Raw genomic sequence first — 22830 nt, 5'->3', positions numbered from 1 at the left:
GCTATGCGGATTTGCGGTCGGGCTCATTGGACGCCTGGAGCTTTCGGGCACTTTCGAGAATCTGTTCCTCATGCCCGATCAGCTTCTTGGATTCCTTCAGCGCGTGATAGAGATCGCCGTTCAGAATGTAGTTGTTGATCCCTTCGATGAAGGGCCACGCACTCGGCATCGCGGTCAGGATGTCGCGCACGAGGCTGAAATAGGTCGGGTGGTGCGCCATCGGATCCGGTGACAGGTACATGAGCTGCACCGCGAGATAGACCAGCTTGGCCGGCGTGTCGGCGGTCTCGGGTGTGAGGATATCTTTCTCGCGCAGGATCGGAATCCTGTCGCCGTCGATCAGCAGCCTGGCGCGCTGGTCCGTGTTGGTGACCACGCAGGCGCCGATGATGATTCGCTCGTGCGGTTTGAGCTCGACTTTCAAGGCCATGCCTGTTCTCCGTTTGACGCTTTTCGCGCGTTGTCGATCGCCCGCCGGCAGATTCGGCATCCTTCCTGATGATGGTTAACCAATGGTGAAGATGCGATTAGTGCCCGTCTGGCGGGGCTTTTTCGCTGACGACCCGTAGGAATACGGAGTGGATTCGGACGCGGCGAATTAGTTTCAAATTCAGCGCCTTTGCGAGCGACTTGTCCGATCAAATTCATTTTTTCTTAGAGACTTGGTTTCAGAGTGAGCCGTCGCCTGATCGAGAGGTCGGGATAGTGGCTCGTTTTAATTTCACACCAGAAAGGTATGAAAGATGTCCGGTATTGTTCTTTCGGCTTCGGTTCGCCAGAACCTCCTCTCGCTGCAGTCGACCGCCGACCTGCTCGCGACCACGCAGAACCGCCTTGCCACCGGCAAGAAGGTCAACACGGCCCTCGATAACCCCACCAACTTCTTCACCGCGCAGTCGCTCGATGCGCGCGCCGGTGACATCAACAATCTGCTGGACGGTATCGGCAACGGCGTGCAGGTGCTGCAGGCCGCCAATACCGGCATCACCTCGCTGCAGAAGCTGGTCGATACCGCGAAGTCGATCGCCAACCAGGCGCTGCAGAGCGCGGTCGGCTACTCCACCAAGTCGAACGTCTCCGCCACCATCACCGGCGCCACCGCAAACGACCTGCGCGGCACCACGAGCTACACCAGCGCGACGGCGTCCTCCAACGTGCTGTTCTCCGGCGCGGCCGGCGGCACTTCCGCAGCCGTTGTGGGTACGACGCTCGGCGGCACTTCCGCTTCGCTGGTTGGCACCGGCGCCGCCAACGGTGCCGGCGCCGCCAACAGCCTTGCCCTGACCCTGACCCTGGCCGGTGCGCCCAGCGCCACGACGATTGCGGCTAACGGCGCCCCTTCCGACGGCGAGACCCTGACCGTCAACGGCAAGACCATCACCTTCAAGTCAGGCTCGGTCCCGGCGGCAGTGGATGTTCCCGCCGGATCCGGCCGCAGCGGCAATATCGTCACCGACGGCAACGGCAACTCCACCGTCTACATCGGCACCACGGGCACCCCGACGGCGACGGTGCAGGATCTGGCGAACGCCATCGACCTCGCCAGCGGTGTCAAGAAGACCGTCAACAGCGCAGGTGCTGCGACGCTCTCCAGCTCGTCGGGCGCCGACGCGGCCATCGCGGCCGGCGTTCTCACGCTCACGACCGGTACCGGTGCGGATCTCAGCATCACCGGCAGGGCCGACCTCCTGAATGCTCTCGGTCTGACCGCGTCGGTCGGCGCCGGCGACGCCACGGTCACCCGGCAGCGCACGATCACGACCGCGTCGCTTGGCACCCTGGTTCAGGATGGCTCCACCCTGAACGTCAACGGCAAGACCATCACGTTCAAGAACGCCGCTCCTCCGCTGCCTGCGAACGTTCCGACCGGTTCTGGCGTCAGCGGTAACCTCGTCACCGACGGCAACGGCAATTCGACCGTCTACCTGCAGGGCGGTACGATCGCCGATACGCTGAAGGCGATCGATCTTGCGACCGGCGTCCAGACCGCAACGAACGCAAGCGGTTCGGCAGCGGTAGCCGTCGCCGCCGGCCAGGTCGCATCGTCCATCGTGGCGGGCGCGCTGCAGATCTCGACCGGCACGACTGCCGACCTGTCGATCATCGGCACCGGCAATGCGCTCTCGGCGCTGGGCCTCACCGGCAACACCGGAACCGGCACGAACTTCACCGCGGGCCGCTCCGCGGCGGCTGGCAGCCTGTCGGGCAAGACCTTGACCTTCACCTCCTTCAACGGCGGTACGGCGGTCAACGTCACCTTCGGCGACGGCTCCAATGGCACGGTCAAGACGCTCGACCAGCTCAATGCTTCGCTGCTGGCCAACAACCTCAACGCAACGATTGACTCGGCCGGCAAGCTCACGATCTCCACCACCAACGACTATGCATCGTCGACCCTCGGTTCGGCAGTGGCAGGCGGTGCGATCGGCGGTACGCTGACCAGCGCGATCAGCTTCACGACCGCGACGGCTCCGGTGGTCGACATATCGGCGCAGGCTGTTCGCAGCAACCTGGTGACCCAGTTCAACGGTATCCTGTCGCAGATCACGACCACCGCGCAGGACGCGTCGTTCAACGGCATCAACCTGCTGGGCGGCGATCAGCTCAAGCTGACGTTCAACGAAACCGGCAAGTCGACCTTGAACATCACCGGCGTCAACTTCAACGCGGCCGGTCTCGGCCTGGCGAACCTCGTTCAGGGCACGGACTTCATCGACAACTCCGCCACCAACAAGGTTATTGGTAACCTAGCCTCTGCCTCGACCTTGCTGCGCACGCAGGCGTCTGCTTTGGGTTCGAACCTGTCGATCGTGCAGATCCGTCAGGACTTCTCGAAGAACCTGATCAACGTGCTGCAGACCGGCTCGTCGAACCTGACGCTGGCCGACACCAACGAGGAAGCGGCGAACAGCCAGGCGCTGTCGACCCGCCAGTCGATCGCGGTGTCCGCGCTGGCGCTGGCCAACCAGAGCCAGCAGAGCGTGCTGCAGCTCCTGCGCTAAGCGGGACGGCGACGTCAACGATCAAGGCGGCGGGGGAAACCCCGCCGTCGTTCTTTTTGGGTGCGAATTCTTTCCGGCTCGAGAAAGAAAAGCGCCGGCATGAAGAAAAGTATCGAAGCGGAGAATTTGGGCTTCGATCTTAATTCCATCAGAACCGATGGCCGGCATGCTGCAACAAATATGGATTTTTGCCGGACTACCGACACACTTGGTAACGCTTGCTAACCATATTTAAAGGCGCAACCTGTATGAAAGTTAGGCAGTTTTTCCGAAGTCCCGCGGTCTTGCAAAACCGCTCCCATCGAGGTTCGTGAATGTCTAATGCAGCCCAGGCCTACGCGCGTACATCTCAAACGACGACGTCTCCCCGTGAAATCGAAGCGCAGGCACTGCTGAAGGCCGCACGGCAACTCCAGGAAGTCCAGTCCAACTGGAATGGTCCTGACTCAGCCATGCACAACGCGTTGCTCTTCAACCGCAGGCTCTGGTCGATCTTCATGAGCGCCGTCGAGGCGAACGAGAATCCTCAGCCGATGGATGTGCGGCAGAACATTGCGAACATCGGCGTCTTCGTGATGAAGCAGACCGTCGACATGCAATTGAATCCGGATCCGGCCAAGCTGAAATCGCTGATCGACATCAATTGCAATCTCGCCGCCGGCCTTGCCGGTCGCGGCTAACCGACCGAGTGTGCCGAGATGGCTGACCTCTGGAGCATCATATCGGCCAACTACAAGACGGTGGGATTGACCGTTCCGTCGAAGACTCCCTACGTGGCGGTCGATCCCAAGCTCTATGAAGGCACCTGGACCGGGAAATATGCCGACAACAAGACGTTCAAGTTCACGATTTCGAACGTTACCGGTTTTCGCGGCAAGGTGCAGTACCAGAGCGGCGGCACCAACAAGTTCCAGGAAGTTCTGATCAAGGACCTTTCGTTCCGGATCGGCGACACCAAGTTCACGCTATCCGCCCTTGGGAAAGCGGAGATCAAGAACGTCGTCACCGATCCGTCGAGCGGCCAGACCTATCTCGACCAGGCCTACGCAACACGCTCAAGCTGACGTCAGCCGTTATGCGTTCTAAGCCTTGCGGTCGGTGGCGCGAAGCCGCGTGGGGGCGTCCTTGGTCAGGTCAAGCGTGTGGAAATAAGCGCGCCGGCGCAGCACGGCTTCCTCGGGAAACTGCTTCACCACCTGGCTCGTCCTGGTATCGATGACCTGATAGACGACGGCGCGGGCGTCGCGATCGATCACCACCTGGTTCGATTGGTTCGACACCGAAGCACTCGAAATGGAGACGCGGACCGCGGCGGAATCGGTGCTGGCGCGCGCGCTTGAATCAACCGCCGCGACGCTCTGGCTCGCCGGCAGTTCGGTCGCGACCGCATGTTGTGCCGCCTCGCTCACGTGCTGAACGATCGGCGCAGCAACCGGTGCCCCCACCGGTTTGATGTTGAAATCTGTACTCATGGCAGCCTCCAGGCTTGCGCGAGTCAAATCCCAACCCCTCGTCGACTCAATATAGCCCGGCACCTCTCAACGCGGTGTTAGGGAATACGCTCAATTCGGCGCTGACGCGGACGCAAAAATTTAGTGAAAATTGTAGCCAGTTATTATAGCGAACGGCTGACCGAGAGCGGGGTGATGTTGCGCGGTCCCGGCACGGCGCGTTGCCCCGAAGCCGTATAGGTGTTCGGAATGTTCTTGCGCTGGATCTCGGCGTTGACGCCGCGCACGATGCCTTCGGACACCGCGTGCGCGGTCGCAAGGACGGTGAGGTTGATCTGCAGCATCGCGCGGAAGGTGTCGTGGTGGCGGCGCAGCGTGGTCAGCAATTCCGGCGATACCTGCGCCAGATATTTTTGGGCATTCTTCAAATTCTCGACCGCGACCATGTAGCGGCGCGACAGCTCGCCCTTCTGATCTTCCAGACGCATCGCCTCGCGCACATTGCCGGCGCGAACCAGTTCGGTTTCGCGTTCGATGATGCCGAGCAGGCCGCTCATTACGTCCATCAGATCTTCCGCGAGCTTGCGCGCTTCCGCCGGCGTGGAGATCGCTCTTGCTGGTGCGGATGCCGGTGAGAGTGCGGGGCTGGCCTGAGGACGCTGATTCATGTCGGGTTTCCTTTTGGATCAGCCGGCGCGGTTGGCTTGCTGCAGGATCAAGGTGCGGAAGACGTCGTTGGAAATGCCGATGCCTCCGGATTTGGCAAAGGATTTCGAATATTCGTCCGTCAGCATCGAGCGCCAGACGCCGGTGCCGGTCGTGTCGCCAAACGGCCCGTCGCCTTTGACGCCGGTGGTCATCTGCGAAAACATCGAGTTGAGGAACATCGCCTCGAACTCCTGGGCCTTGGCGCGCGTCTTTTTCTGCGCCTCAGGCGAAATCTTTTTCAGCGCGTCGGCGAGTTGCGGATCGTTGCGGCCGTTGATCAGCGAAGTCTTTTTCTTCGAATATGCGCTGATGCCATTGATAAGGCTCGTGTCCATCACATCACCTCGATGTCGGCCTGGATCGCGCCGGCGGCCTTGATCGCCTGCAGGATGCCGATCAGGTCGCGCGGGCCGATGCCGAGGCCGTTGAGGCCGTCGACGAGCTGCTGCAGCGAGACGCCGTCCTTGACGACCGCGAATTTCTTGCCGTCTTCGCTGACGCTGACCCCCGTCCGCGGCGTCACCACGGTGCGGCCGCGCGACAGCGGGTTGGGCTGGCTGACTTGCGGGCTTTCGGAAATCGTCACGGTGAGATTGCCTTGCGCCACCGCGACGGTGGCGACGCGGACGTCGCGGCCCATCACGATGATGCCGGAGCGTTCGTCGATGACGATCTTGGCGGCGAGGTCCGGCTCGACCTGCAATTGCTCGATCTCGGTCAGGAAGGCGACGACGTTGCCCTTGAATTCGGCGGGGATCGCCAGCTGTACCGTGGAGGGATCGATCGGCTCGGCGGTCTTGACGCCGAGGAAATCGTTGACCGCCGCCGCGATGCGTTTGGCGGTGGTGAAGTCGGCGTTGCGCAGCGCCAGCCGGACATTGGGCAGGCGATTGAGCGCGAACTCGATCTCGCGCTCGATGATGGCGCCGTTGGCGATGCGGCCGACGGTCGGCACGCCGCGGGTGATCTTGGCGGCCTCGCCTTCGGCCTGGAAGCCGGAGATCGCAAGCGAGCCCTGGGCGACCGCATAGACGTTGCCGTCGGCGCCGAGCAGGGGGGTGACGAGCAGGGTGCCGCCCTGCAGGTTCTTGGCGTCGCCGAGCGCGGACACCGTGACGTCCATCCGCGTGCCCTGGGTGCCGAACGCCGGCAGGTTGCCGGTGACCATGACGGCGGCGACGTTGCCGGTGCGGATGGTGGCGCCGCGGATGTTGACGCCCATGCGCTCAAGCATCGCCTGCAGCGATTGCTTGGTGAAGGGGATGTTGTTCAGCGTGTCGCCGGTGCCGTTGAGGCCGACCACGAGGCCGTAGCCGATCAACTGGTTCTGCCGCACGCCTTCGATGTTGGCGAGATCCTTGATCCGCGAGGTCGCGCCCGCGGATGTGGGCGATAGCGCCAGCGCCAGCAGCGCCGCGCAGGCCACCCAAATCAGTCTTGCCGAACGGATGCCGGGCATCCTGTGCTCCCCTCAAGGTCTTCAACCGGACCGCTGACGCCACTCCCATGACGGCGGTCCGCCATTAACTATGCGAACGCCGTGCCATGTCGCGTTTCTCGACCAATGCCTTGATATTTCTGGATGTTCGCTGGAGGCATGGTGCTGCCGCGACTTCACCATGGAGGGCGAAACTGCCGCACGTCGGCAGATTTTGCCGGGCCATTTACGCATCATTAACCATAAGAAGGCGAAGGTCTCCCGACTCTCACGGTGAGATCACCACGATGCGCATCTACGGACCGAACGGCACCACGCTTGGATCGCCCGCGACCCACACGCGGCGAACCAGTTCGACCGGCTTCTCGCTGCCGGAGACGACGGCTGCTCCCGAAGAGTTGCGCTCAGCCGCAGCACCCAAGGCCGCCGGCAACATCGATGCGCTGCTCGCGCTGCAGGGCGTCGAGGATCCGACCGAGCGCCGCAAGCGTTCGGTGGCGCGGGGCAGGGGCGCGCTCGACGTGCTCGACGAACTCAAGATCGGGCTGCTCTCCGGCAATCTCGATTCTTCCACCGTGAACCGGCTGCGCGATGCCGCGGCCAATCTGAAATCCTCCTCCGGCGATCCCGGCCTCGACGCGGTATTGTCCGAGATCGAGCTGCGGGTTGAAGTCGAACTGGCAAAGGCCGGGCAGTTCTAAGATTTACGCCGCGATATCCTTGCGCGCCGCGTCGTAACGGCGCTGCGCGTTCAACACCTCCTTCAGGTTCTCCTCCGCCCATTCCCGCAACGGATCGACCGCGCCGGCGAGCGTCGTGCCGAGCGGGGTGATCGAATACTCCACCGTGACAGGCACAGTCGCGATCGCGCGTCGCCGGATCAGTCCGTCGCGTTCGAGCGATTTGAGAACCTGGCTCAGCATCTTCTGCGAGATGCCTTCAATGGTGCGGCGTAACGCATTGAAACGCATCGGCTCGTCGCGCACGAGAAGCAGGATTAACACCGCCCATTTGTCGCCGACGCGATCGAGAATCTGGCGCGTCGGGCAATCGGCCGAATAGGCGTTCGGGGTTTTCGAATTGGCGGCTTTCACGGCGGTTACTCCGGCGTAATCAGGTGACCCAAAAGTGCTCCCTTCACACTTACATCCCTTTCGCTATCTAGTCACTACTGGATACCACATTCGCGTATCGCAAGGGAGACTTCCATGAAAATCGCCGTCATCGGCGCGTCCGGCAATGCCGGTTCGCGCATCACCGCCGAACTCGCCCGCCGCGGCCACAGCGTGACCGCCATCGCCCGCAATCCCGACAAGATTGCAAGCGCGGCCAACGTCACGCCGACCAGGGGCGACGTGATGGACCAGGCCGGGCTTGCCCGGCTTTTGGCCGGCCACGACGCCGCGATCAGCTCGGTTCATTTTCTTGCCAGCGATCCGGCCAAACTGATCGGCGCCGCCAAGGAATCGAAGGTCGGCCGCTACTTGGTCGTCGGCGGCGCCGGCAGCCTCGAAGTGGCTCCGGGCGTCCGGCTGGTGACCACCCCGGGCTTTCCCGTGGTATACAAGGCGGAAGCCGAGAAGGGCGCCGCCTTCCTCGACCTGCTCCGGGCCGAGAAGGAACTCAACTGGACCTTCCTGTCGCCCTCGGCCCTGTTTGTGGCCGGCGAGCGAACCGGCAAGTTCCGTCTCGGGACCGACCAGCTTTTGTCCGCTACCGACGGCAAAAGCTCGATTTCCTTCGAGGACTTCGCAGTTGCACTCGCCGACGAGATCGAGCGCCCGGCCCATATCCGCCGGCGTTTCACGGTCGGATATTAAGGCAGCGGGCCGCCCCGATAGTTTTGCCTGTGCAAGGCCTTGGGGCGGTACTCCCACGGGGACGGACGATATTGTCTGTCACAAGCCGCCGCTATATAAGGCCGGCGCGGACGGACAATTTTCCGCCCCGCCTTGCACGTGAAGATGGGCTGGCCTTGGAAAAGTTGAAGAATTATCGACCCTCCGAAAAAGAGCCTTTCATGAACGACCGCCAGCGCGATTATTTTCGCGCCAAGCTGCTGGCGTGGAAGGACGAGATCCTGAGGGAATCAAAAATTACCCTGCAGACCCTCCAGGAAGAGAACGTCAATCATCCGGATCTGGCTGATCGCGCCTCTTCCGAAACCGATCGCGCCATCGAACTGCGCGCCCGCGACCGCCAGCGCAAATTGATCTCCAAGATCGACGCCGCGCTGCAACGCATCGAGGACAACACCTACGGCTATTGCGAGGAGACCGGCGAGCCGATCTCGCTCAAGCGGCTGGAGGCCCGCCCCATTGCAACGCTGTCGGTGGAAGCGCAGGAACGTCACGAGAAGCGCGAGAAGGTTTATCGTGACGAGTAGGGCAATGCCTGATGTCTGACCGCGTGCGGTCAGCGCTGCAGGTTGCAAACGAGAAAGCCGCCGCTGATGGACAACATTCTTGCGGCCGCACAGACCATCGCTACTGCCCGCCGCAACCGCGCGCCGCTGGCCTCGCTTCCCGCTGAGCTCGTGCCCAGCGATGAGGAGGCAGGCTATCGCATTCAACGCGCCGTCCACGACCTGCTGCTGCCGCAGACAGGCAGCCTGGTCGGTTACAAGATCGGCTGCACCAGCGCGGTGATGCAGGAATATCTCGACATCCCCCATCCCTGCGCCGGCGGCGTGTTCGCCAAGGGCGTTCACGATAGCGGCGCCAAGCTGCGCTACGGCGACTATGTCCGTGTCGGCGTCGAATGCGAGATCGCGGTGCGGCTCGCCCGCAATCTTGCGCCGTCGGAGGCCCCGTTCACCGCGGAGTGGATGATGGAGGCGATCGAGGCCTATCACCCCGCGATCGAGATCGTCGACGACCGTTACGTCAAATGGGAGACGATGGGCGCGCCGACGCTTGTTGCCGATGATTTCTTCGCCGCCGGCTGCGTGCTCGGCAAGGCGGTGGCGCGTACCAAGGCGCCGGACCTGCTCACGGTCAAGGGCCGCGCCATCGTCAACGGCACGGAAGCCGGCAATGGCACCGGCGCCGACGTGCTCGGCCATCCCCACAACGCGCTGGCCTGGCTCGCCAATCATCTCGCCGAAGAGGGCAAGGGACTGCATGCCGGGCAGATCGTGCTGACGGGCAGTCTCATGAAAACCGTGTGGCTCAATGCGGGCGACAGGGTGAAGATGGAGCTGGATGGGTTGGGGACGGTGGAAGCGAAGTTCACGTAGATCTCGTAAGGTGGGCAAGGCGACTTATCCGCCGTAGCTCAACGAGCGAAGGCGAAAGCGTGCCCGCCATTCCGGACAATGCATTTGATAGATGGTGGGCACGGCGCGAAGCGCGCCTTTGCCCTCCCTGCGGGACGAGTGGGTGTGATGGCTGAGAGCGTTCCGTCGGTCCTCGAAACCGACGCCAAGGGGGACATCGCCGACATCTATGCGGACATTCGAAAGGTTCTCGGCACCAGCGTGGTCAACCTGATCTGGCGCAACCTCGCGACCATGCCGGGCGCGCTGGAATGGACATGGTCCACCGTCCGTCCGCTCTATCTCGGCGACGCCCCATTGCATGCCGAAGCCGTCAGGCAAACGATCGCGCTGCCGGACTGGCCCGGCTTTTCCACCGACACCTTAGCTGCCGCCGGCGTGGACGAGACCGAACGCGCGCTCATCCGTGACGTGCTCGACAGCTATCAATACACCAACGCGCTCGCACTCGTCGTGCTCTCGGCGCTGCTGGCGCATTACGAGCCGCGCCCGGCCGATACCGTGACGGCCGCCGATACCGCGCCAAAACCGTCCGGCGCCAGAATTCCGGAGTTGCCCCCGATGGATGCGCTCGATCCCGAAGTGGCAGCGCTGGTTGAGGAATTGAACGCGTTCGGCGAAGACACCGAGCCGCAACTGATCGCGAGCATGTACCGGCATCTCGCTTACTGGCCGGCCTATCTGGCGCTGGTGCGAACCATGCTGGCGCCGCTGCAGCGGGAAGGGCGGCTAAACGCGCTGACGCTTTCGACTCGCGCGCTTGGGTATGCTCATGGCGCCGTTCTCGCGTCACAACTGAAACCTGCCACGCCACCTGATACGCTGAAGGGCGCGCTCGCTTCCTGCCGCCTGTTCGTCGAACATCCGATCGCGCGCATGACGGGGCTCTGCGCCCTGATCCGGCGCGCGACGCCGGAGTGAACGGTCGTCCGGCTACGACAGCAATTCGACCCTGCCGTCACCGAGCCGATAGATGCCGCCAACTATTTTCAACCTGCCTTGCCCGACCGCCTCACTGAGAATCGGCGCCGCGGCCTTGAGCTTGGCGACGTTATCACTGACGTTTCGCCGAGTGGCGTTCACGAGCTTGTCGCCCGGCTGATCTGCAACGGCCTTCACCGCTGGTGCCAGCGCCGCGACCAGCGATGGCAGGTGGCCGGGCAGGGTAGTGTTGTCCTTCAGCGACTTGATCGTCGCATCCACCGCGCCGCAGCCTTCGTGGCCGAGCACCACGAACAGCGGGGTCTTGAGGACGGCGACCGAATATTCCAGGCTCGCTACGGAGTCGTCATTGGCGAAATTGCCGGCGACGCGGCAGACGAACAGATCGCCGCGACCGCTGTCGAACGCGTATTCGGGAGCAATACGGGAATCCGCGCAGCTCAAGATGGCGGCGTAGGGATTTTGCCCGCCCGCCAGCGCCTCGCGCTCGTGCTTGAAATCGTGCCGGCGTGAGAAGCCTTCGACATAACGGGCGTTGCCCTTCATCAGCCGGTCGAGTGCCTCATCCGGCGAGACCACGTTTTGCGGCTTGGGCGGCGGTTTTGTATCCTTGGCCCACGCGGCGGACGAAAAAGCGAGCCCGGCGGCGATACCGCCCGTCAGGCCGAGAAAGCGGCGACGTGATGTAGCTTGTGCAGTAACGGCTTCTCGGGCATCGCAAAGGTGGCACATGTGGCTTTTCTCCCAGGCAGGACATGGGGGAAGCGGTCGCCACTTTATCTCATTGCAAGACAATAGCGAAGGTTCAACTGTCCGAGCACTTCAACTCGGACTTGTCCCAAAATGATTTGATGGCATTGAAGGGCACGGTAAGTCGTTCCCGATTCCCCATGAGTCGCAGCAAGACCTCGAAGCGGTCGTCCTTAATGTTCAACTGCTCGAAGTCATTCTGCAGGATGATGGTCATATCGTCGGGATATTTCGACTTGAGGCCGATCGACAGCTTCACGCCGTCGGCGTGGGTGCGGAACGTGACATTGACCGGCCGCTGCTCCGAGGCGAGCTTGAGAGTCTCGGCGATTTTGGAGCGCGCTGCCGGCTTGCTGCACGGCTCGGCGAACGCGGGCGAGGCGGGGATGAGGATCGCGAGGAGGAGAAGCATTGCCGCATAAAAGATGGTCATACCCCGCACTTGCGGGGCATCCAGTACGCCGCGACCTGTCGTGTCCATCACTGCTGTCTCTGGAATACCCGATCGCCTGCCTGCGAGGACGAACGACAACTGGCTGCGTGTTTGCGTTGCCGCGGCTCGCTTCACCCAGGGTCATGCTAACCGGTTCCCTCAAAAAGGAAAGAGGGCGCAGGGAATGCCGGGCTGCCGGGCCACCCGCAGCCCGTGTCCATTGGTAGCAGGTACATGCTGTCACCACCGGCACTCGGGATCACCCCGACGCTCCCTGCGCACCGGTTTTAACGGCTTAAGTCGTGCTCTCGCTGACGACGCGTTCGTCTTGCCACCGCCGCCGGGACATTAATGGTTAATCGAAAACCTGGTCGGGCTCGAAGAAGGTTGGCCTTGCGATCGTTCTGCCCCGCAGCTTCGTTAACCATCGTATCGGGCGGGCATGTGTTGCCGGCCGAAGTCCTGGCGGAGGCGTTTGAGCGGCGTCCGTTTGCGCGCTGTTGCGCACTCAGGGAATACCGCCCTGCGACAAACTTGCACACACGACGCTGCCGCGCCACCCGCATCGTCCGTGACGATTTGCATCAGGCTTTGTTGTGCGGACTGGGCGCGGCACGCTTGCGTGCATTGGTGGCGCACCCGCCTTCCGAAGGATGCAGGAACGTATGCAGGCGGCTGCAATGAGTTAGCAGGCGTGTACCAGACGGAAGACGACCAGGAGATCAGATCCATTTCGCGCGCAGCAGCCCCAGCGCTCGCCAGCACGGCTGCGCTCGCGCAGGGCAATGCCGCGGGCGGCAGTTCGCAGGCGGGCGGGCCGGCCTCGAAGAAGTGACGTCCGGGAAGGAACGATTCTCGACCGGGAAAATTATGCAATCGTGTGTCGCTAGACACGCGGTAACCTTTCAGGCTTCGGCGCAATCTTTCCCCCCAAGAGGCGCTGGAGCCTGCCCTTTTCGCGACCTTGGTGGGGAGATGCGAAGTTCGTTCCGCTTCTCTCGCGGCGACGGTGGCTGCGTCTCGTGAGACTAGCGCGCTGCGTGCTCCTCATCCGAGCGGTCGCAATCGCATCGCCGTCACAGGCTGATGACATACGCGCTCATCGCCAGCAGAACGGCGACGCTGATAGCGATAACGATCAAGAAGAATTTTCCCATTGCTCTGTCTCCCGCAGATCCCAACGCAAAGCAGCAGGAATAGTTCTCTGCCGACAGGTGAACGCACCTGTGTTCGCGGAAGGGCCCGCCATCGAGGCGGCCCCTTCGGAAGCCAAGGTGTGACCGCGATCAGCGATCAGATCGCGACGCCGTAATAGTCGTTGACGGCGCGGGTCCTGGTCGGGTCGCTCCAGTTCCAGGTGTTGTCGTTGCGGTAATGCGGTGCGCCCTTGAGCTGTGCTTCCGTCACGCCGGTGACGTAGCCGCCGAGCGAGGTATCGTATTTCAGCGATTGCCAGGGCAGCGGATAATGGTCGTCGCCGATGCCGAGAAAGCCGCCGAAGGAGAGCACGGCGTAGGACACCCTGCCGCTCTTCTTGTCGATCATGACACGTTCAATCGAGCCGATCTTGTTGCTGTCGGCGCCATAGACCGCAGTTCCCTCGACCTTGTCGCTGCCGATCAGGTTGCCGGTTTCGTTTGCTTCCAAAGACATGGTTTTCCTCCAGTTGGGACTGTAGGGCGAAAAACGAAGGGCTTGAGGAAACGTTCCTGAGGGAAGAGCTACGCATCGCCGCAACGACCGGGGTCCAGTAGCGAAGTTCCTATGTTGAACAAGCAAAAGGTTGCCGATCGCGTTGTAGCGGCAATTGCCCGCGAAGAAACCGCGACGCGGCTTGAGGCCGATACATCGCTCGATCACCTAACAGTGACATCAGCGATGTGAAATACCTCACGCGGCCACAACGAGCCTGGACCTACGAAAGCCCTGTTAGCGTAGGAGGGAAACATGCGTAACATACGTATAGTACTTATTGCCCTCGTGACATCGGCAGTTGTCTTCTTCACCGGCCTTAGCGCGGCCTCTGCCAATGATTACCCTTATTGCATTCAGGGTGATGACTTCGGCGGCGGGGCGGGCGAGTGTATCTTCACGACCAACGCGCAGTGCCGGGCCGCGGCTTCGGGCCGGACGGCATATTGCACGGACAATCGCAACTTCAGCGCCAACGCCCAGCTCCTGGACAAGAGCCGTGCGCGTCGTCGTTCGAACTGAAACTGGACGGCGCCAGTCGCATTCGTTGCATTTCGCGATACAGCCTTCAAAAACTACCGCGGCCTCCGCCAGGGGAGCTGACGGAGGCCGCGTTGACATACCTCGTCGCGCCCAGTTCGTGATGGAGTGTGGGAGCTCGGGATACGACTCAGAACGTACGTCCATCACCTGCTCGCAGCAGCGGGCATGCGAGCCGCCGCAGGGCTTTCCCCTGCGGGGCTTGGCTGTTATTGTCCCGACAGAGAGCCTGAATGGCCCACGAGACGACACCGGGAGATGACGGATGGCAAGGACGTTGGTGACGATGGCCGGCGCTGCCGCGCTGACCGGGGTGCTGGCTGCTTTATCGGGGCCGGCGATGGCGCAATATCCCGACCGCCCCATCAAGATGATCGTGCCATGGGCCGCGGGCGGCGATACCGACAACATCTTCCGGCCGTTCGCCGTCGAATTCCAGAAGCATATCGGCCAGCCGGTGGTCGTCGCCAATGTCGGCGGCGCATCCGGCACGACCGGCGCGCGCGAGGCCAAGGCGGCGGCGCCCGACGGTTATACGGTCTATGCCGTGCACGACTATATCCACCTGACGTTCTACGCGGGCATCAGTGACGTCAAATACAGCGACTTCGAGCCGATCTGCCTGGTCTCAGCGACACCCTCGGTGCTGACCGCAAGCGCCAAGACGCCCTGGAAGAACTGGCAGGAACTCGCCGACGACGCCAAGAAGCGGCCGGGCGAGATCACGGTCGGCGCCACGCTCGGCTCGACCAGCCATATCTTCCCGGCCATGATCGAGAAGGCGGCCGGCCTGAAATTCAAATTCGTGTCCTACGACGGCCTGGCCCCGCGGATGAACGCGCTGCTCGGCGGCCATATCAACCTCACCGACTCCAACCTGACGCAGAAGGGCAAGGTCGAAGCCGGCCTGCTGCGCTACATCGCAATCGCCAGCGAGAAGCGCGATCCGGAAGCGCCCGACGTGCCGACGCTCAAGGATCTCGGCATGAACATCGTGTACGAAGTGGCGCGTGGCATCTTCGTCCCCAAAGGGACGCCCGCGCCGGTGCGCGCCAAGCTCGAGGAGGGCTGCGCCAAGGCGACCAAGGAGCCGAGCTTCGCTCAAGCGATGAAAGTGCAGGGCACCCGCGTGGCGTTCCTCAATGCCAATGACTATGCGCAGTTCCTCGCCAGGATCGACAACGAGAACAAGGTCGTCATGACCGATCTCGGCCTGATCAAGAAATGAGCATCGGACGCGATGGAATTACCGGGCTGATCCTGCTCGCGGTCAGCCTGGTCCTCCTGGTCAAGTCCTTCCAGCTTCCGTCCCTTCCCATCGTTCCGGTCGGGCCGGGCTTTTACCCGGCCATCGTGTTGTCGTTCATGGCGGCCGCGAGCGCGCTGCTGGTCCTGCAGGACCTCATGAAGCGCCGCCCGACCGCCGTAGCCGGCGCGGGCGACGCGCCGCCGCGAAATTATCGCCTGGTCGTGATCGCATTCGCGATCGTCGGCGCCTATGTGGTGCTGCTGCCGCTCTTGGGATTTCGCGTCGCTACGGTCTTGTTCGTGGGCGCGCTGCAGGCCGCGTTGGGCCGGCCACGAACGGCGCGGCAATGGGTTGTGCTCGCCGCAATCGCGCTCGGTACTGCCGTGGTGAGCTATTTCATCTTCGAACGATACCTGCTGGTGCTGCTGCCGCGCGGCGCATGGACGGGTTTCTGATGCTCGATTTACTCTGGAACGGCCTCGTCAACATCGCCCAATGGAAATATCTGCTGCCGCTGTTTGCCGGCACATTCATTGGCGTGATCGGCGGCTCCCTGCCGGGCGTCACCATCACCATGACGGTCATCGTCGTGCTGCCGTTCACCTACGGGCTCGATCCGCTGGCGGGCCTTGCGGCGATGACGGGCGTCTATGTCGGCGGATCGACCGGCGGCCTCATCGCCTGCTGTCTGCTGGGTATCCCGGGCTCGCCTGCTTCGATCGCTACCACGTTCGACGGCTTTCCGATGGCGCGCAACGGCGAGCCGGGCCGCGCCATCTGGCTCGGCGTCTGGGCTTCGGTCTGGGGCGGCCTGCTCGGCGCTTTGTTTCTGGTGTTCCTCACCGGGCCGCTTGCGGCGATCGCGCTGGAATTCGGGCCATGGGAATACTTCTCCCTGTTCGTGCTTGCCATGGCGATGGTCGCGGGTCTCACCGAATCCTCGCTGCTGAAGGGACTGATCTCGACCGCCATCGGGTTGTTGATCACGGTGGTCGGCCACGATCCGATCGGCAGCGTGCCGCGCTTCACTTTCGGCTCGGCGTTCATCGGCGGCGGCTTTCCGTTCCTCCCCGTACTGATCGGCATTTTCGCTTTCGCGCAGATCATGACCGATCTGGAGAAGCTGAACACGCCACGCGGCCAGGCCGTGCAATCGCTGGCCGGGGTCAGGCTCGAGCGCTTCTCGCACCTCAAGGTGAACCTGGAAATCTTCAAGCAGCCGTTCCTGCTCGCGTGGGCAACGATCGTCGGGCTGATCATCGGAATTCTGCCTGCCATCGGCGGCAGCGCATCGAGCGTCATGGCCTATGACCAGGCCAAGAAATTCTCGAAAACGCCGGAGCGTTTCGGCAAGGGCCACCCCGAGGGCATCATCGCTTCGGAAGCCTCGAACAACGCCAATGTCAGCGGCTCGCTGATGACCATCATGGCATTCGGCATTCCCGGCGACGCTGTCACCGCCGTGATGCTTGGCGCGATGACGATCCACGGCATTCAGTCGGGACCGCTGTTCATCTCGCAAAACCCTGATATCGCCTACGGCATCTATGCGGCCTACATCCTTGCGCACCCCTGCATGCTGCTGATCTGCCTCGCGCTGATGCCGCTGATGCTGCGCGTGACCTCGGTACGGATGGCGGTGCTGGCGCCGGTCGTGCTCGTGCTCTGCGTCGTCGGGGCCTACGCGCTCAACAACACGATGCAGAGCGTCTACGTGCTGCTGCTGTTCGGCGTCGTCGGCTACGTGCTGGTCAAGCTCGGCTTTCCGCTCGCGCCCCTGATCCTCGGCTTGATTCTCGGCGACCAGATCGAGATCAACCTTGTGCGCGCGATCATGACCGACGCGAATCCCTGGCTCTTCCTGACGCGGCCGATTTCCGGCTTGCTGCTGCTGGCGGCGGCGACCTCGGTCGGGCTGGCCATATGGCAGCATTGGCGCCACCAGACCAGGGTGGCCGAGGAAGCGCCGGATTTTTGAACCGCAACGAGGTACCGTTCGGCAGCCTGCGTCGCGGCCGATTCAGGCCCGACGCTAACCATCAGGCCCAGCTTTAGATCGATCGCCGTTGCCGGCCGGCGAAGAGACCGTAGACAAAGAGTACAATGATGGCGCCGACTACCGCACCGATCAGGCCCGCGCCTTCTCCGGGCCTGTACCATCCGAGCGCCTGGCCGAGATAAGTCGCCACGAAGGCGCCGACGATGCCCAGTATGGTGGTGAGAATGAAGCCTGAGGGCTCGTTGTCTCCAGGCATAATGAACTTGGCAACCACGCCGGCAATGAAACCAATGATGACCGTCCAAAGTATACCCATCTCGATGCTCCGTTCCTGATTGCTCCGACGTCACGTCCATCGATTCATGCTGTGGGCAAACGGCCGTCCGGCGTGTATTTGTCGACGGCTGCCGGAAGCTCGCGCGACAATCTCGTCAGGATTTCCTCCTGCGACAGTCCGGTCTGCTGTTCGAGTTGTGCCAGAACGTCGGAGCCGATCGCCTGCTTCAATTCCGGCGGCGAGACATCCTTGTTGGGCCCCTGATTGATCCAGGAATCAGCCTTGTCGCCCTGGCCGTTTTGCTGGAACCTGTCGAGCAGTTCGCCGATCCCGCCGCTGAGGAGGCCGCCAACCCCGGCGCCGCCCAACATCCCGCTCAGGTTGCCCAGCAAGCCGCCCGGGGGCTGCTCGCCGGCGCCTGCATTCGGCTGGCCGCCGCCAGCGCCCTTGAGAAGTTCTGCCAGTTTGTCGCGGTTCTGATATCCGGCAATGGCGAGTAGCCCGAGAAGGGCAGTCATCGATGGCATTCCGCGGCTCATGGTCGGCTCCCTGTCGTTCGGTGCTGTCAGGAACGCAGGGCGGAAGCTTCGGTTCCAATGCGTTAGCGGCCGTAAGGAACAACACGCGCCCGTGCCGCCGCAAGCTCAAGACGATGATCCCAGCGTAAACGACCACGGCCTCCGTCAGGGGAGCTGACGGAGGCCGCGTTGATACACTTCATCGCGCCTAGGTTCGCAATGGAGTGTGGGAGCTCTGAATAAGACTTAGAACGGCAGCAGCACGTCCATCACCTGTTGGCCGTAACGGGGTTGCTGCACGTCGGTGATCTGGCCGCGGCCGCCATAGGCGATGCGGGCCTGCGCAATCTTGCTTGATTCGATCGTGTTGTCGCTCTGGATGTCTTCGGGGCGGACGATGCCGGCGACGATCAATTCGCGGATCTCGAAATTGACCCGGATTTCCTGCTTGCCCTCGACCACGAGATTGCCGTTCGGCAGCACCTGCGTCACCACGGCCGCGACGTTGGTCTGCAGCGCTTCCTGGCGGTTGACCGAACCCTTGCCGTCGCTGGAAGAGGTGGAGTCCGTGGTCAGGATGCGGCCGGGCAGGATCTTGGTCGGTTGCGTGATCGTCTGGGCACCAATGAAATCGGTGATTCCCGAATCTTCCTTGCTCGTGCGACTGCGCTGGGTCTCGTTGGCGATGTTGGCCTTGTCGGTGATATTGACGGTGACCGTCAGGATATCGCCGATGCGTGCGGCGCGCTGATCCTTGAAGAAGGCGCGTGAACCGTTCCGCCACAGCGAGTTTGCATTGTAGGAGGCCTGCTCCGGCTTTGGCATCGGCATCTGCACCGGCTTGTAGCCGGGCTGTGTGGTCGGGTTTTCGATCTCCGTCAGCTTCGGCTTTTCGCCGATCTGGGAGAGACGGTCGATCGAGGAGCAACCGCTGGCCAAGGCGGCCAGCGACAGCATGGCGCCAGTGAGAATGATGCGGTTGAGACGGATGACTGACATTTACATTACTCGGCTTTTGGAGCGACTGGCGAACTGACGATAGCTACGGCAACGGGCGCGGGTTGTGTCACATCGCTGGTCTGCGGCAGGCGGGACGCCGCCGGCGTGATCGAGACGGGACTAATCGAGACTTGGCCGCGGCCGATCACGGTGCCGGACAGCGTGCGCTTCGACTGTACGTTCATGACATTGACGACGTCGCCTTCGGTGCCGTTGTCCAGCGCCTTGCCGCGCATGGTGAGGTAGATTCCGGGCGCCTCGTAGACCAACACGACGTTCTGGTCGCGCTGTACCAGATCGGGTTTGACGAGATCGGCGGTGCGGATCGCGTGGCCGGCGCGGAGCTGGCGGCGGGCCTGCATGCCCACCGTGCGGTCGCGCGCGGCGGGATCAGCGCCGACTTCCGCTTTCGGGCGGCGCTCGACCACCACGTCGGATGATTTCAAGATCTCATTGCGCTCGACATTGCGTGCCAGCACCGTGGCTTCGACGGTCTCGATCGCCGTGCCGGTGAAACGCAGCTTGGCCGCGGCGGCGCCGTTCTCGTTGCCGATTTCAAAGGTGACGTCGAAGCGGCCGTTGCGGTTGTCGTAGCGCACGATGGCTGCCTGCATGGCGCCGGTGAAGCCGGCGTCCAGCCTGACGTCGCTGGGGTCGCGGTCGAAGGTCAGCGACAGGTTGGCGGCGTCGCCGAGGCCGTTGCGGCGCTCCAGCGCGCGGGCGATCTGCAGCTCGATGTCCTTGCCCTCGAGCGAGCGGGCCAGACGCGTCACCGAGATTTCCTTCAGGTCGCGGGTGTCGACGCCGATCACTTGATGGGCGCGAAGGGTGTTGAGCACCTGCGCGACCGGCAGCGAGCCCGTGGTGCCCAGATCCGGCGCGCGGTAGATCGCGATCTGCGCGGCGCTGCCGGCATTGTCGATGACGTCGCCGATCCGCACCAGATCGCCCGACACCTGCACGTTGGCGCGCAGCACGGGCGCGGCGATCACGGTGCGGTTCGCGAAGGTTTCCCGGGTCTGCGCGACCGCTGCCGCGCTCGATGCGGCGATCAGGGCTGTGGCCAGGAGGAGGGCGCGGGCGATCATGACCAGTCCTTTAGCGGAACATGTTGGAGGTGGATTGCAGCATCTGGTCGGCCGCGCTGACGATCTTGGCGTTCATCTCATAGGCGCGCTGGGCGGCGATCAGGTCGGAGATTTCGGTCACCACTTCGACATTGGCCTGTTCGAGATTGCCCTGCTGCATGTCGCCAAAACCGTCGGTGTTGGCGACGCCGTCCTGCGGCGTGCCGGAGGCCGGCGTATCCGTGAACAGATTGTCGCCGATCGGGTTGAGGCCGGCCTTGTTGATGAAGCGCGTCAGGCCGATCTGGCCGACCTGGGTCGGCGTGGTCGAGCCGGGCACAACCACGGTGACCTGGCCCTGCGCGTTGATGGTGATCTGCGAGGAGTTTTGCGGGATCGTGATCGTCGGCTGCACCGGATTGCCCTGCGCGGTGACGACGCGGCCCTGCGCGTCCATCATGAACGAGCCGTCGCGGGTATAGGCATAGGTGCCGTCGGGCACCTGGATCTTGAAGAAGCCTTCGCCGCGGATCGCGACGTCGAGGTCGTTGCCGGTCGGCGACAGCGTGCCCTGGCTCATCAGGCGCGGTGTGCCGACGGTCTTGACGCCGCCGCCGATGTCGACGCCGACGGGCAGGATGGTGCCCTGGTCGGAGGCCTGCGCGCCGACGCGGCGCACGTGATCGTAGATCAGGTCCTGAAACGCCGCCCGCTGCTTCTTGTAGCCGGTGGTGCGCATGTTGGCGATGTTGTTGGAGATCACCTGAACGTTGAGTTCCTGTGCCGCCATGCCGGTCGCTGCTGTGTAGAGGGCGCGCATCGATCTATTCCTTAAGCGTTATGCCGGAACGTCGGCGAGTTTCTCGACTGCGGTTCGGTGCAGGTCGTGCTGCTGCTGCAGCATCGCCGAGATCTGCGTGTAGGTGCGCGTGATCTCGATCATGCGGCTCATTTCGTGGACGGAATTGACGTTCGACTTCTCGATGAAGCCCTGGTGGACCCGCGAGGTGGTGTCGGGCTGGGCGGCGACGCCCTGGCCCGCCGAGTAGAGGTTGCCGCCTTCCTTCACGAGCTTCTGCGCGTCGGCAAAATTGACCAGCCGCAGCTTGCCGCGGACCGAGTCGGTGCGGCCGGTGCCCTCGATGACCGTGATATTGCCGTCGGCTGCGATGTTGATCGCCTTGTCGGTCGGCTGGAACACGATCGGGCCGGAGGTACCCAGCACCGGATCGCCGCTCGCGGTCACGAGCTGGCCCTGATTGTTGATCTGCAGGCCGCCGTCGCGGGTGTAGCGCTCGCCGGCGGCCGTCTGCACCACCAGGAAGGCGTTGCCGTCGATGGCGACGTCGAGCGGGTTCTTGGTCTGCTCGGAGGGGCCGGCTGCGAAATCGTGGAAGGTGGCGCGGTCGTGCACGAAGGAGACGCGGCGGTCGGCGCGCACGAAATTGTCTTCATGCGCCGGCGAGCGCAGATATTCCTCGAACAGCGACCGGTCGGCCTTGAAGCCGGTCGTGTTGATGTTGGCGACGTTGTTGGCGACGACATCCAATTGCCGTTCCAGCGTCATCTGCCGCGAAAGTCCGACGAGAAGCATATTCTCCATCGGTGGTTCTCCCCTTGATCGATCCGAGGCAGGCTCTCCCAAGCTCGCGGTCCGGATCCGTCGTAAACCTTTGGGCTCTCCCAAGCCGGCAGGTCACGCCAGTTACTCAGCGAAAGCCGTGCCAAGTCGGGAAATGCTTATTTTTAAAGGGGTTGGGTGTTTTTCGGGGCGCGGGGCGGGCGGCAGAAAGGTCTTGTTGACCATGTTTGCCCGGCAGATTTTTCCTACTTGGGCGCCAATGGAAAGGTTCCGTTAACCATTATTACCCTAGCGTTGCACGTATAGAGCGCGTGTGCGCTGGCGGCTTTTGTTTCGCGTTGTGGGGGCTTCGTTACCCAGGCTGGTGGCAACCGCGTTCGTTTTCGGAATCGAAGCGGGCGGGGCAATGGCTGACAACGAGCAGGCGGAAGGCGCAGACGGCGCAGATGCCTCACCGTCGAAAAAGGGCAAGCTCAAGCTGATCATTGCCGTTGCCGGGTTCGTCGCCATCCTCGGCGCCGGCGCCGGCTGGTTCTTCCTGATGCGCGGCCATGGCGAGGAGAAGCACGCCGAAGCGCCGCCGCCGAAGCCGCCGTCCTTTGTCGAAGTGCCCGACATGATGGTCAACCTGGTCGGGGCCCCCGGCGAGCGGGTGCAATATCTCCGCGTCAAGGTCGTGCTCGAGATCAAGGATGAGAAGCATGTCGAGGCGATCAAGCCGAACCTGCCGCGCGTCACTGACCTGTTCCAGACCTACCTGCGCGAACTGCGTCCCTCCGATATCAACGGTTCGGCCGGGCTGTTTCGCCTCAAGGAAGAACTGACCAAGCGGGTCAACAACGCGGTGGCGCCGCAGCAGGTGAGCGCCGTGTTGTTCAAGGAAATCGTCGTGCAGTGATGGAACGG

General features: G+C 62.9%; 29 protein-coding genes. 14 read left to right on the top strand and 15 right to left on the bottom strand.

Features of this window, described 5'->3' with window-relative positions; all coding sequences use genetic code 11:
- Position 1: 1 nt before the first annotated feature.
- Positions 2–430 carry a flagellar biosynthesis repressor FlbT gene (gene flbT, locus IVB05_RS30930; protein WP_247779815.1) on the bottom strand — a complete coding sequence of 143 codons (429 nt, stop codon included), beginning with the start codon at positions 428–430 and terminating at the stop codon, positions 2–4.
- A gap of 313 nt (positions 431–743) precedes the next feature.
- On the opposite strand from flbT, the gene IVB05_RS30925 reads away from it, so the two are divergent.
- From IVB05_RS30925 to IVB05_RS30915, 3 genes are all read left to right on the top strand, one after another.
- Entirely contained in the window at positions 744–3002 is a 2259-nt protein-coding gene (locus tag IVB05_RS30925; protein WP_247779814.1) for a DUF1522 domain-containing protein, read from the top strand.
- A 314-nt stretch (positions 3003–3316) separates the two neighbouring features.
- Positions 3317–3682, top strand: a complete 366-nt coding sequence (gene flaF / locus IVB05_RS30920; protein ID WP_247779813.1) for a flagellar biosynthesis regulator FlaF — start codon at positions 3317–3319, stop codon at positions 3680–3682.
- Between the two features lie 18 nt (positions 3683–3700).
- Positions 3701–4066 carry a hypothetical protein gene (locus tag IVB05_RS30915; RefSeq protein WP_247779812.1) on the top strand — a complete coding sequence of 122 codons (366 nt, stop codon included), beginning with the start codon at positions 3701–3703 and terminating at the stop codon, positions 4064–4066.
- An 18-nt stretch (positions 4067–4084) separates the two neighbouring features.
- On the opposite strand, the gene IVB05_RS30910 is transcribed toward IVB05_RS30915, so the two are convergent.
- The 4 genes from IVB05_RS30910 to IVB05_RS30895 all read right to left on the bottom strand — a co-directional run bounded on the left by IVB05_RS30910 (position 4085) and on the right by IVB05_RS30895 (position 6620).
- Positions 4085–4474: a hypothetical protein gene (locus IVB05_RS30910; protein ID WP_247779811.1), complete on the bottom strand. Its 390-nt coding sequence runs from the start codon at positions 4472–4474 to the stop codon at positions 4085–4087.
- Positions 4475–4617: 143 nt separating this feature from the next.
- Complete coding sequence (locus IVB05_RS30905) at positions 4618–5121, bottom strand: hypothetical protein (RefSeq protein WP_247779810.1); 504 nt, start codon at positions 5119–5121, stop codon at positions 4618–4620.
- 18 nt (positions 5122–5139) lie between these two features.
- Positions 5140–5496 carry a flagellar assembly peptidoglycan hydrolase FlgJ gene (gene flgJ, locus IVB05_RS30900; RefSeq protein WP_247779809.1) on the bottom strand — a complete coding sequence of 119 codons (357 nt, stop codon included), beginning with the start codon at positions 5494–5496 and terminating at the stop codon, positions 5140–5142.
- Positions 5496–6620, bottom strand: a complete 1125-nt coding sequence (locus IVB05_RS30895; protein WP_247779808.1) for a flagellar basal body P-ring protein FlgI — start codon at positions 6618–6620, stop codon at positions 5496–5498. The genes flgJ and IVB05_RS30895 overlap by 1 nt, the downstream gene beginning before the upstream one ends.
- A 266-nt stretch (positions 6621–6886) precedes the next feature.
- Here IVB05_RS30895 and IVB05_RS30890 point away from each other — a divergent pair, with 266 nt between their 5' ends.
- Complete coding sequence (locus IVB05_RS30890) at positions 6887–7300, top strand: flagellar assembly protein FliX (protein ID WP_247779807.1); 414 nt, start codon at positions 6887–6889, stop codon at positions 7298–7300.
- A 3-nt stretch (positions 7301–7303) separates the two neighbouring features.
- On the opposite strand, the gene IVB05_RS30885 is transcribed toward IVB05_RS30890, so the two are convergent.
- Entirely contained in the window at positions 7304–7693 is a 390-nt protein-coding gene (locus IVB05_RS30885; RefSeq protein ID WP_247779806.1) for a helix-turn-helix domain-containing protein, read from the bottom strand.
- 114 nt (positions 7694–7807) lie between these two features.
- Here IVB05_RS30885 and IVB05_RS30880 point away from each other — a divergent pair, with 114 nt between their 5' ends.
- The 4 genes from IVB05_RS30880 to IVB05_RS30865 all read left to right on the top strand — a co-directional run bounded on the left by IVB05_RS30880 (position 7808) and on the right by IVB05_RS30865 (position 10797).
- Positions 7808–8419: an NAD(P)-dependent oxidoreductase gene (locus IVB05_RS30880; protein WP_247779805.1), complete on the top strand. Its 612-nt coding sequence runs from the start codon at positions 7808–7810 to the stop codon at positions 8417–8419.
- A gap of 200 nt (positions 8420–8619) precedes the next feature.
- The gene (gene dksA, locus IVB05_RS30875; protein ID WP_092509290.1) at positions 8620–8985 is read left to right on the top strand and encodes an RNA polymerase-binding protein DksA; all 366 of its coding nucleotides are present in this window, start codon (positions 8620–8622) and stop codon (positions 8983–8985) included.
- A gap of 66 nt (positions 8986–9051) precedes the next feature.
- Positions 9052–9837 (top strand): fumarylacetoacetate hydrolase family protein, encoded by a 786-nt coding sequence (locus IVB05_RS30870; protein ID WP_247779804.1) that lies wholly within the window; start codon positions 9052–9054, stop codon positions 9835–9837.
- Positions 9838–9984: 147 nt separating this feature from the next.
- On the top strand, positions 9985–10797 hold the full coding sequence (locus tag IVB05_RS30865; RefSeq protein WP_247779803.1) for a hypothetical protein: 813 nt from the start codon (positions 9985–9987) through the stop codon (positions 10795–10797).
- A gap of 12 nt (positions 10798–10809) precedes the next feature.
- Here the strand turns inward: IVB05_RS30865 and IVB05_RS30860 are convergent, their stop codons facing one another.
- Together IVB05_RS30860 and IVB05_RS30855 are read right to left on the bottom strand one after the other, a co-directional pair.
- Positions 10810–11550 (bottom strand): carbonic anhydrase, encoded by a 741-nt coding sequence (locus IVB05_RS30860; RefSeq protein ID WP_247779802.1) that lies wholly within the window; start codon positions 11548–11550, stop codon positions 10810–10812.
- Between the two features lie 73 nt (positions 11551–11623).
- Complete coding sequence (locus IVB05_RS30855; RefSeq protein ID WP_247779801.1) at positions 11624–12049, bottom strand: ClpXP protease specificity-enhancing factor SspB; 426 nt, start codon at positions 12047–12049, stop codon at positions 11624–11626.
- Positions 12050–12695: 646 nt separating this feature from the next.
- Between IVB05_RS30855 and IVB05_RS30850 the strand changes: the two genes are divergently transcribed.
- Positions 12696–12836 (top strand): hypothetical protein, encoded by a 141-nt coding sequence (locus IVB05_RS30850; protein WP_247779800.1) that lies wholly within the window; start codon positions 12696–12698, stop codon positions 12834–12836.
- Between the two features lie 458 nt (positions 12837–13294).
- Here IVB05_RS30850 and IVB05_RS30845 read toward each other — a convergent pair whose 3' ends face one another.
- Positions 13295–13654 (bottom strand): PRC-barrel domain-containing protein, encoded by a 360-nt coding sequence (locus tag IVB05_RS30845; RefSeq protein WP_247779799.1) that lies wholly within the window; start codon positions 13652–13654, stop codon positions 13295–13297.
- 294 nt (positions 13655–13948) lie between these two features.
- Between IVB05_RS30845 and IVB05_RS30840 the strand changes: the two genes are divergently transcribed.
- The 4 genes from IVB05_RS30840 (at position 13949) to IVB05_RS30825 (ending at position 17460) form a co-directional block, all read left to right on the top strand.
- The gene (locus IVB05_RS30840) at positions 13949–14215 is read left to right on the top strand and encodes a DUF3551 domain-containing protein (protein WP_247779798.1); all 267 of its coding nucleotides are present in this window, start codon (positions 13949–13951) and stop codon (positions 14213–14215) included.
- A gap of 283 nt (positions 14216–14498) precedes the next feature.
- On the top strand, positions 14499–15461 hold the full coding sequence (locus IVB05_RS30835; RefSeq protein ID WP_247779797.1) for a tripartite tricarboxylate transporter substrate binding protein: 963 nt from the start codon (positions 14499–14501) through the stop codon (positions 15459–15461).
- Entirely contained in the window at positions 15458–15937 is a 480-nt protein-coding gene (locus IVB05_RS30830; protein ID WP_247779796.1) for a tripartite tricarboxylate transporter TctB family protein, read from the top strand. Before IVB05_RS30835 ends, IVB05_RS30830 begins: the two co-directional genes overlap by 4 nt.
- A complete protein-coding gene (locus IVB05_RS30825) occupies positions 15937–17460 on the top strand; it encodes a tripartite tricarboxylate transporter permease (RefSeq protein WP_247779795.1) in 1524 nt (507 codons plus the stop codon). The genes IVB05_RS30830 and IVB05_RS30825 overlap by 1 nt, the downstream gene beginning before the upstream one ends.
- Positions 17461–17533: 73 nt before the next feature.
- On the opposite strand, the gene IVB05_RS30820 is transcribed toward IVB05_RS30825, so the two are convergent.
- The 6 genes from IVB05_RS30820 to flgF form a co-directional block, all read right to left on the bottom strand.
- Positions 17534–17797 (bottom strand): GlsB/YeaQ/YmgE family stress response membrane protein, encoded by a 264-nt coding sequence (locus tag IVB05_RS30820; protein WP_247779794.1) that lies wholly within the window; start codon positions 17795–17797, stop codon positions 17534–17536.
- Positions 17798–17841: 44 nt separating this feature from the next.
- On the bottom strand, positions 17842–18297 hold the full coding sequence (locus tag IVB05_RS30815; RefSeq protein ID WP_247779793.1) for a YidB family protein: 456 nt from the start codon (positions 18295–18297) through the stop codon (positions 17842–17844).
- A gap of 225 nt (positions 18298–18522) precedes the next feature.
- Complete coding sequence (gene flgH / locus IVB05_RS30810; RefSeq protein ID WP_247779792.1) at positions 18523–19275, bottom strand: flagellar basal body L-ring protein FlgH; 753 nt, start codon at positions 19273–19275, stop codon at positions 18523–18525.
- A 5-nt stretch (positions 19276–19280) separates the two neighbouring features.
- Entirely contained in the window at positions 19281–20363 is a 1083-nt protein-coding gene (flgA, locus tag IVB05_RS30805) for a flagellar basal body P-ring formation chaperone FlgA (RefSeq protein ID WP_247779791.1), read from the bottom strand.
- 10 nt (positions 20364–20373) lie between these two features.
- A complete protein-coding gene (gene flgG, locus IVB05_RS30800; RefSeq protein ID WP_247779790.1) occupies positions 20374–21162 on the bottom strand; it encodes a flagellar basal-body rod protein FlgG in 789 nt (262 codons plus the stop codon).
- A gap of 18 nt (positions 21163–21180) precedes the next feature.
- Positions 21181–21945 (bottom strand): flagellar basal-body rod protein FlgF, encoded by a 765-nt coding sequence (gene flgF, locus IVB05_RS30795; protein WP_247779789.1) that lies wholly within the window; start codon positions 21943–21945, stop codon positions 21181–21183.
- A gap of 385 nt (positions 21946–22330) precedes the next feature.
- Here flgF and fliL point away from each other — a divergent pair, with 385 nt between their 5' ends.
- Entirely contained in the window at positions 22331–22822 is a 492-nt protein-coding gene (fliL, locus tag IVB05_RS30790; protein ID WP_247779788.1) for a flagellar basal body-associated protein FliL, read from the top strand.
- Positions 22823–22830 lie beyond the last annotated feature (8 nt).

It is taken from the genome of Bradyrhizobium sp. 170 (assembly GCF_023101085.1).
In the GTDB taxonomy this organism is placed as follows: Bacteria; Pseudomonadota; Alphaproteobacteria; order Rhizobiales; family Xanthobacteraceae; genus Bradyrhizobium.
Note: the sequence above shows the minus strand (reverse complement) of the source record. Positions and strands in the feature narration are given on the sequence as shown.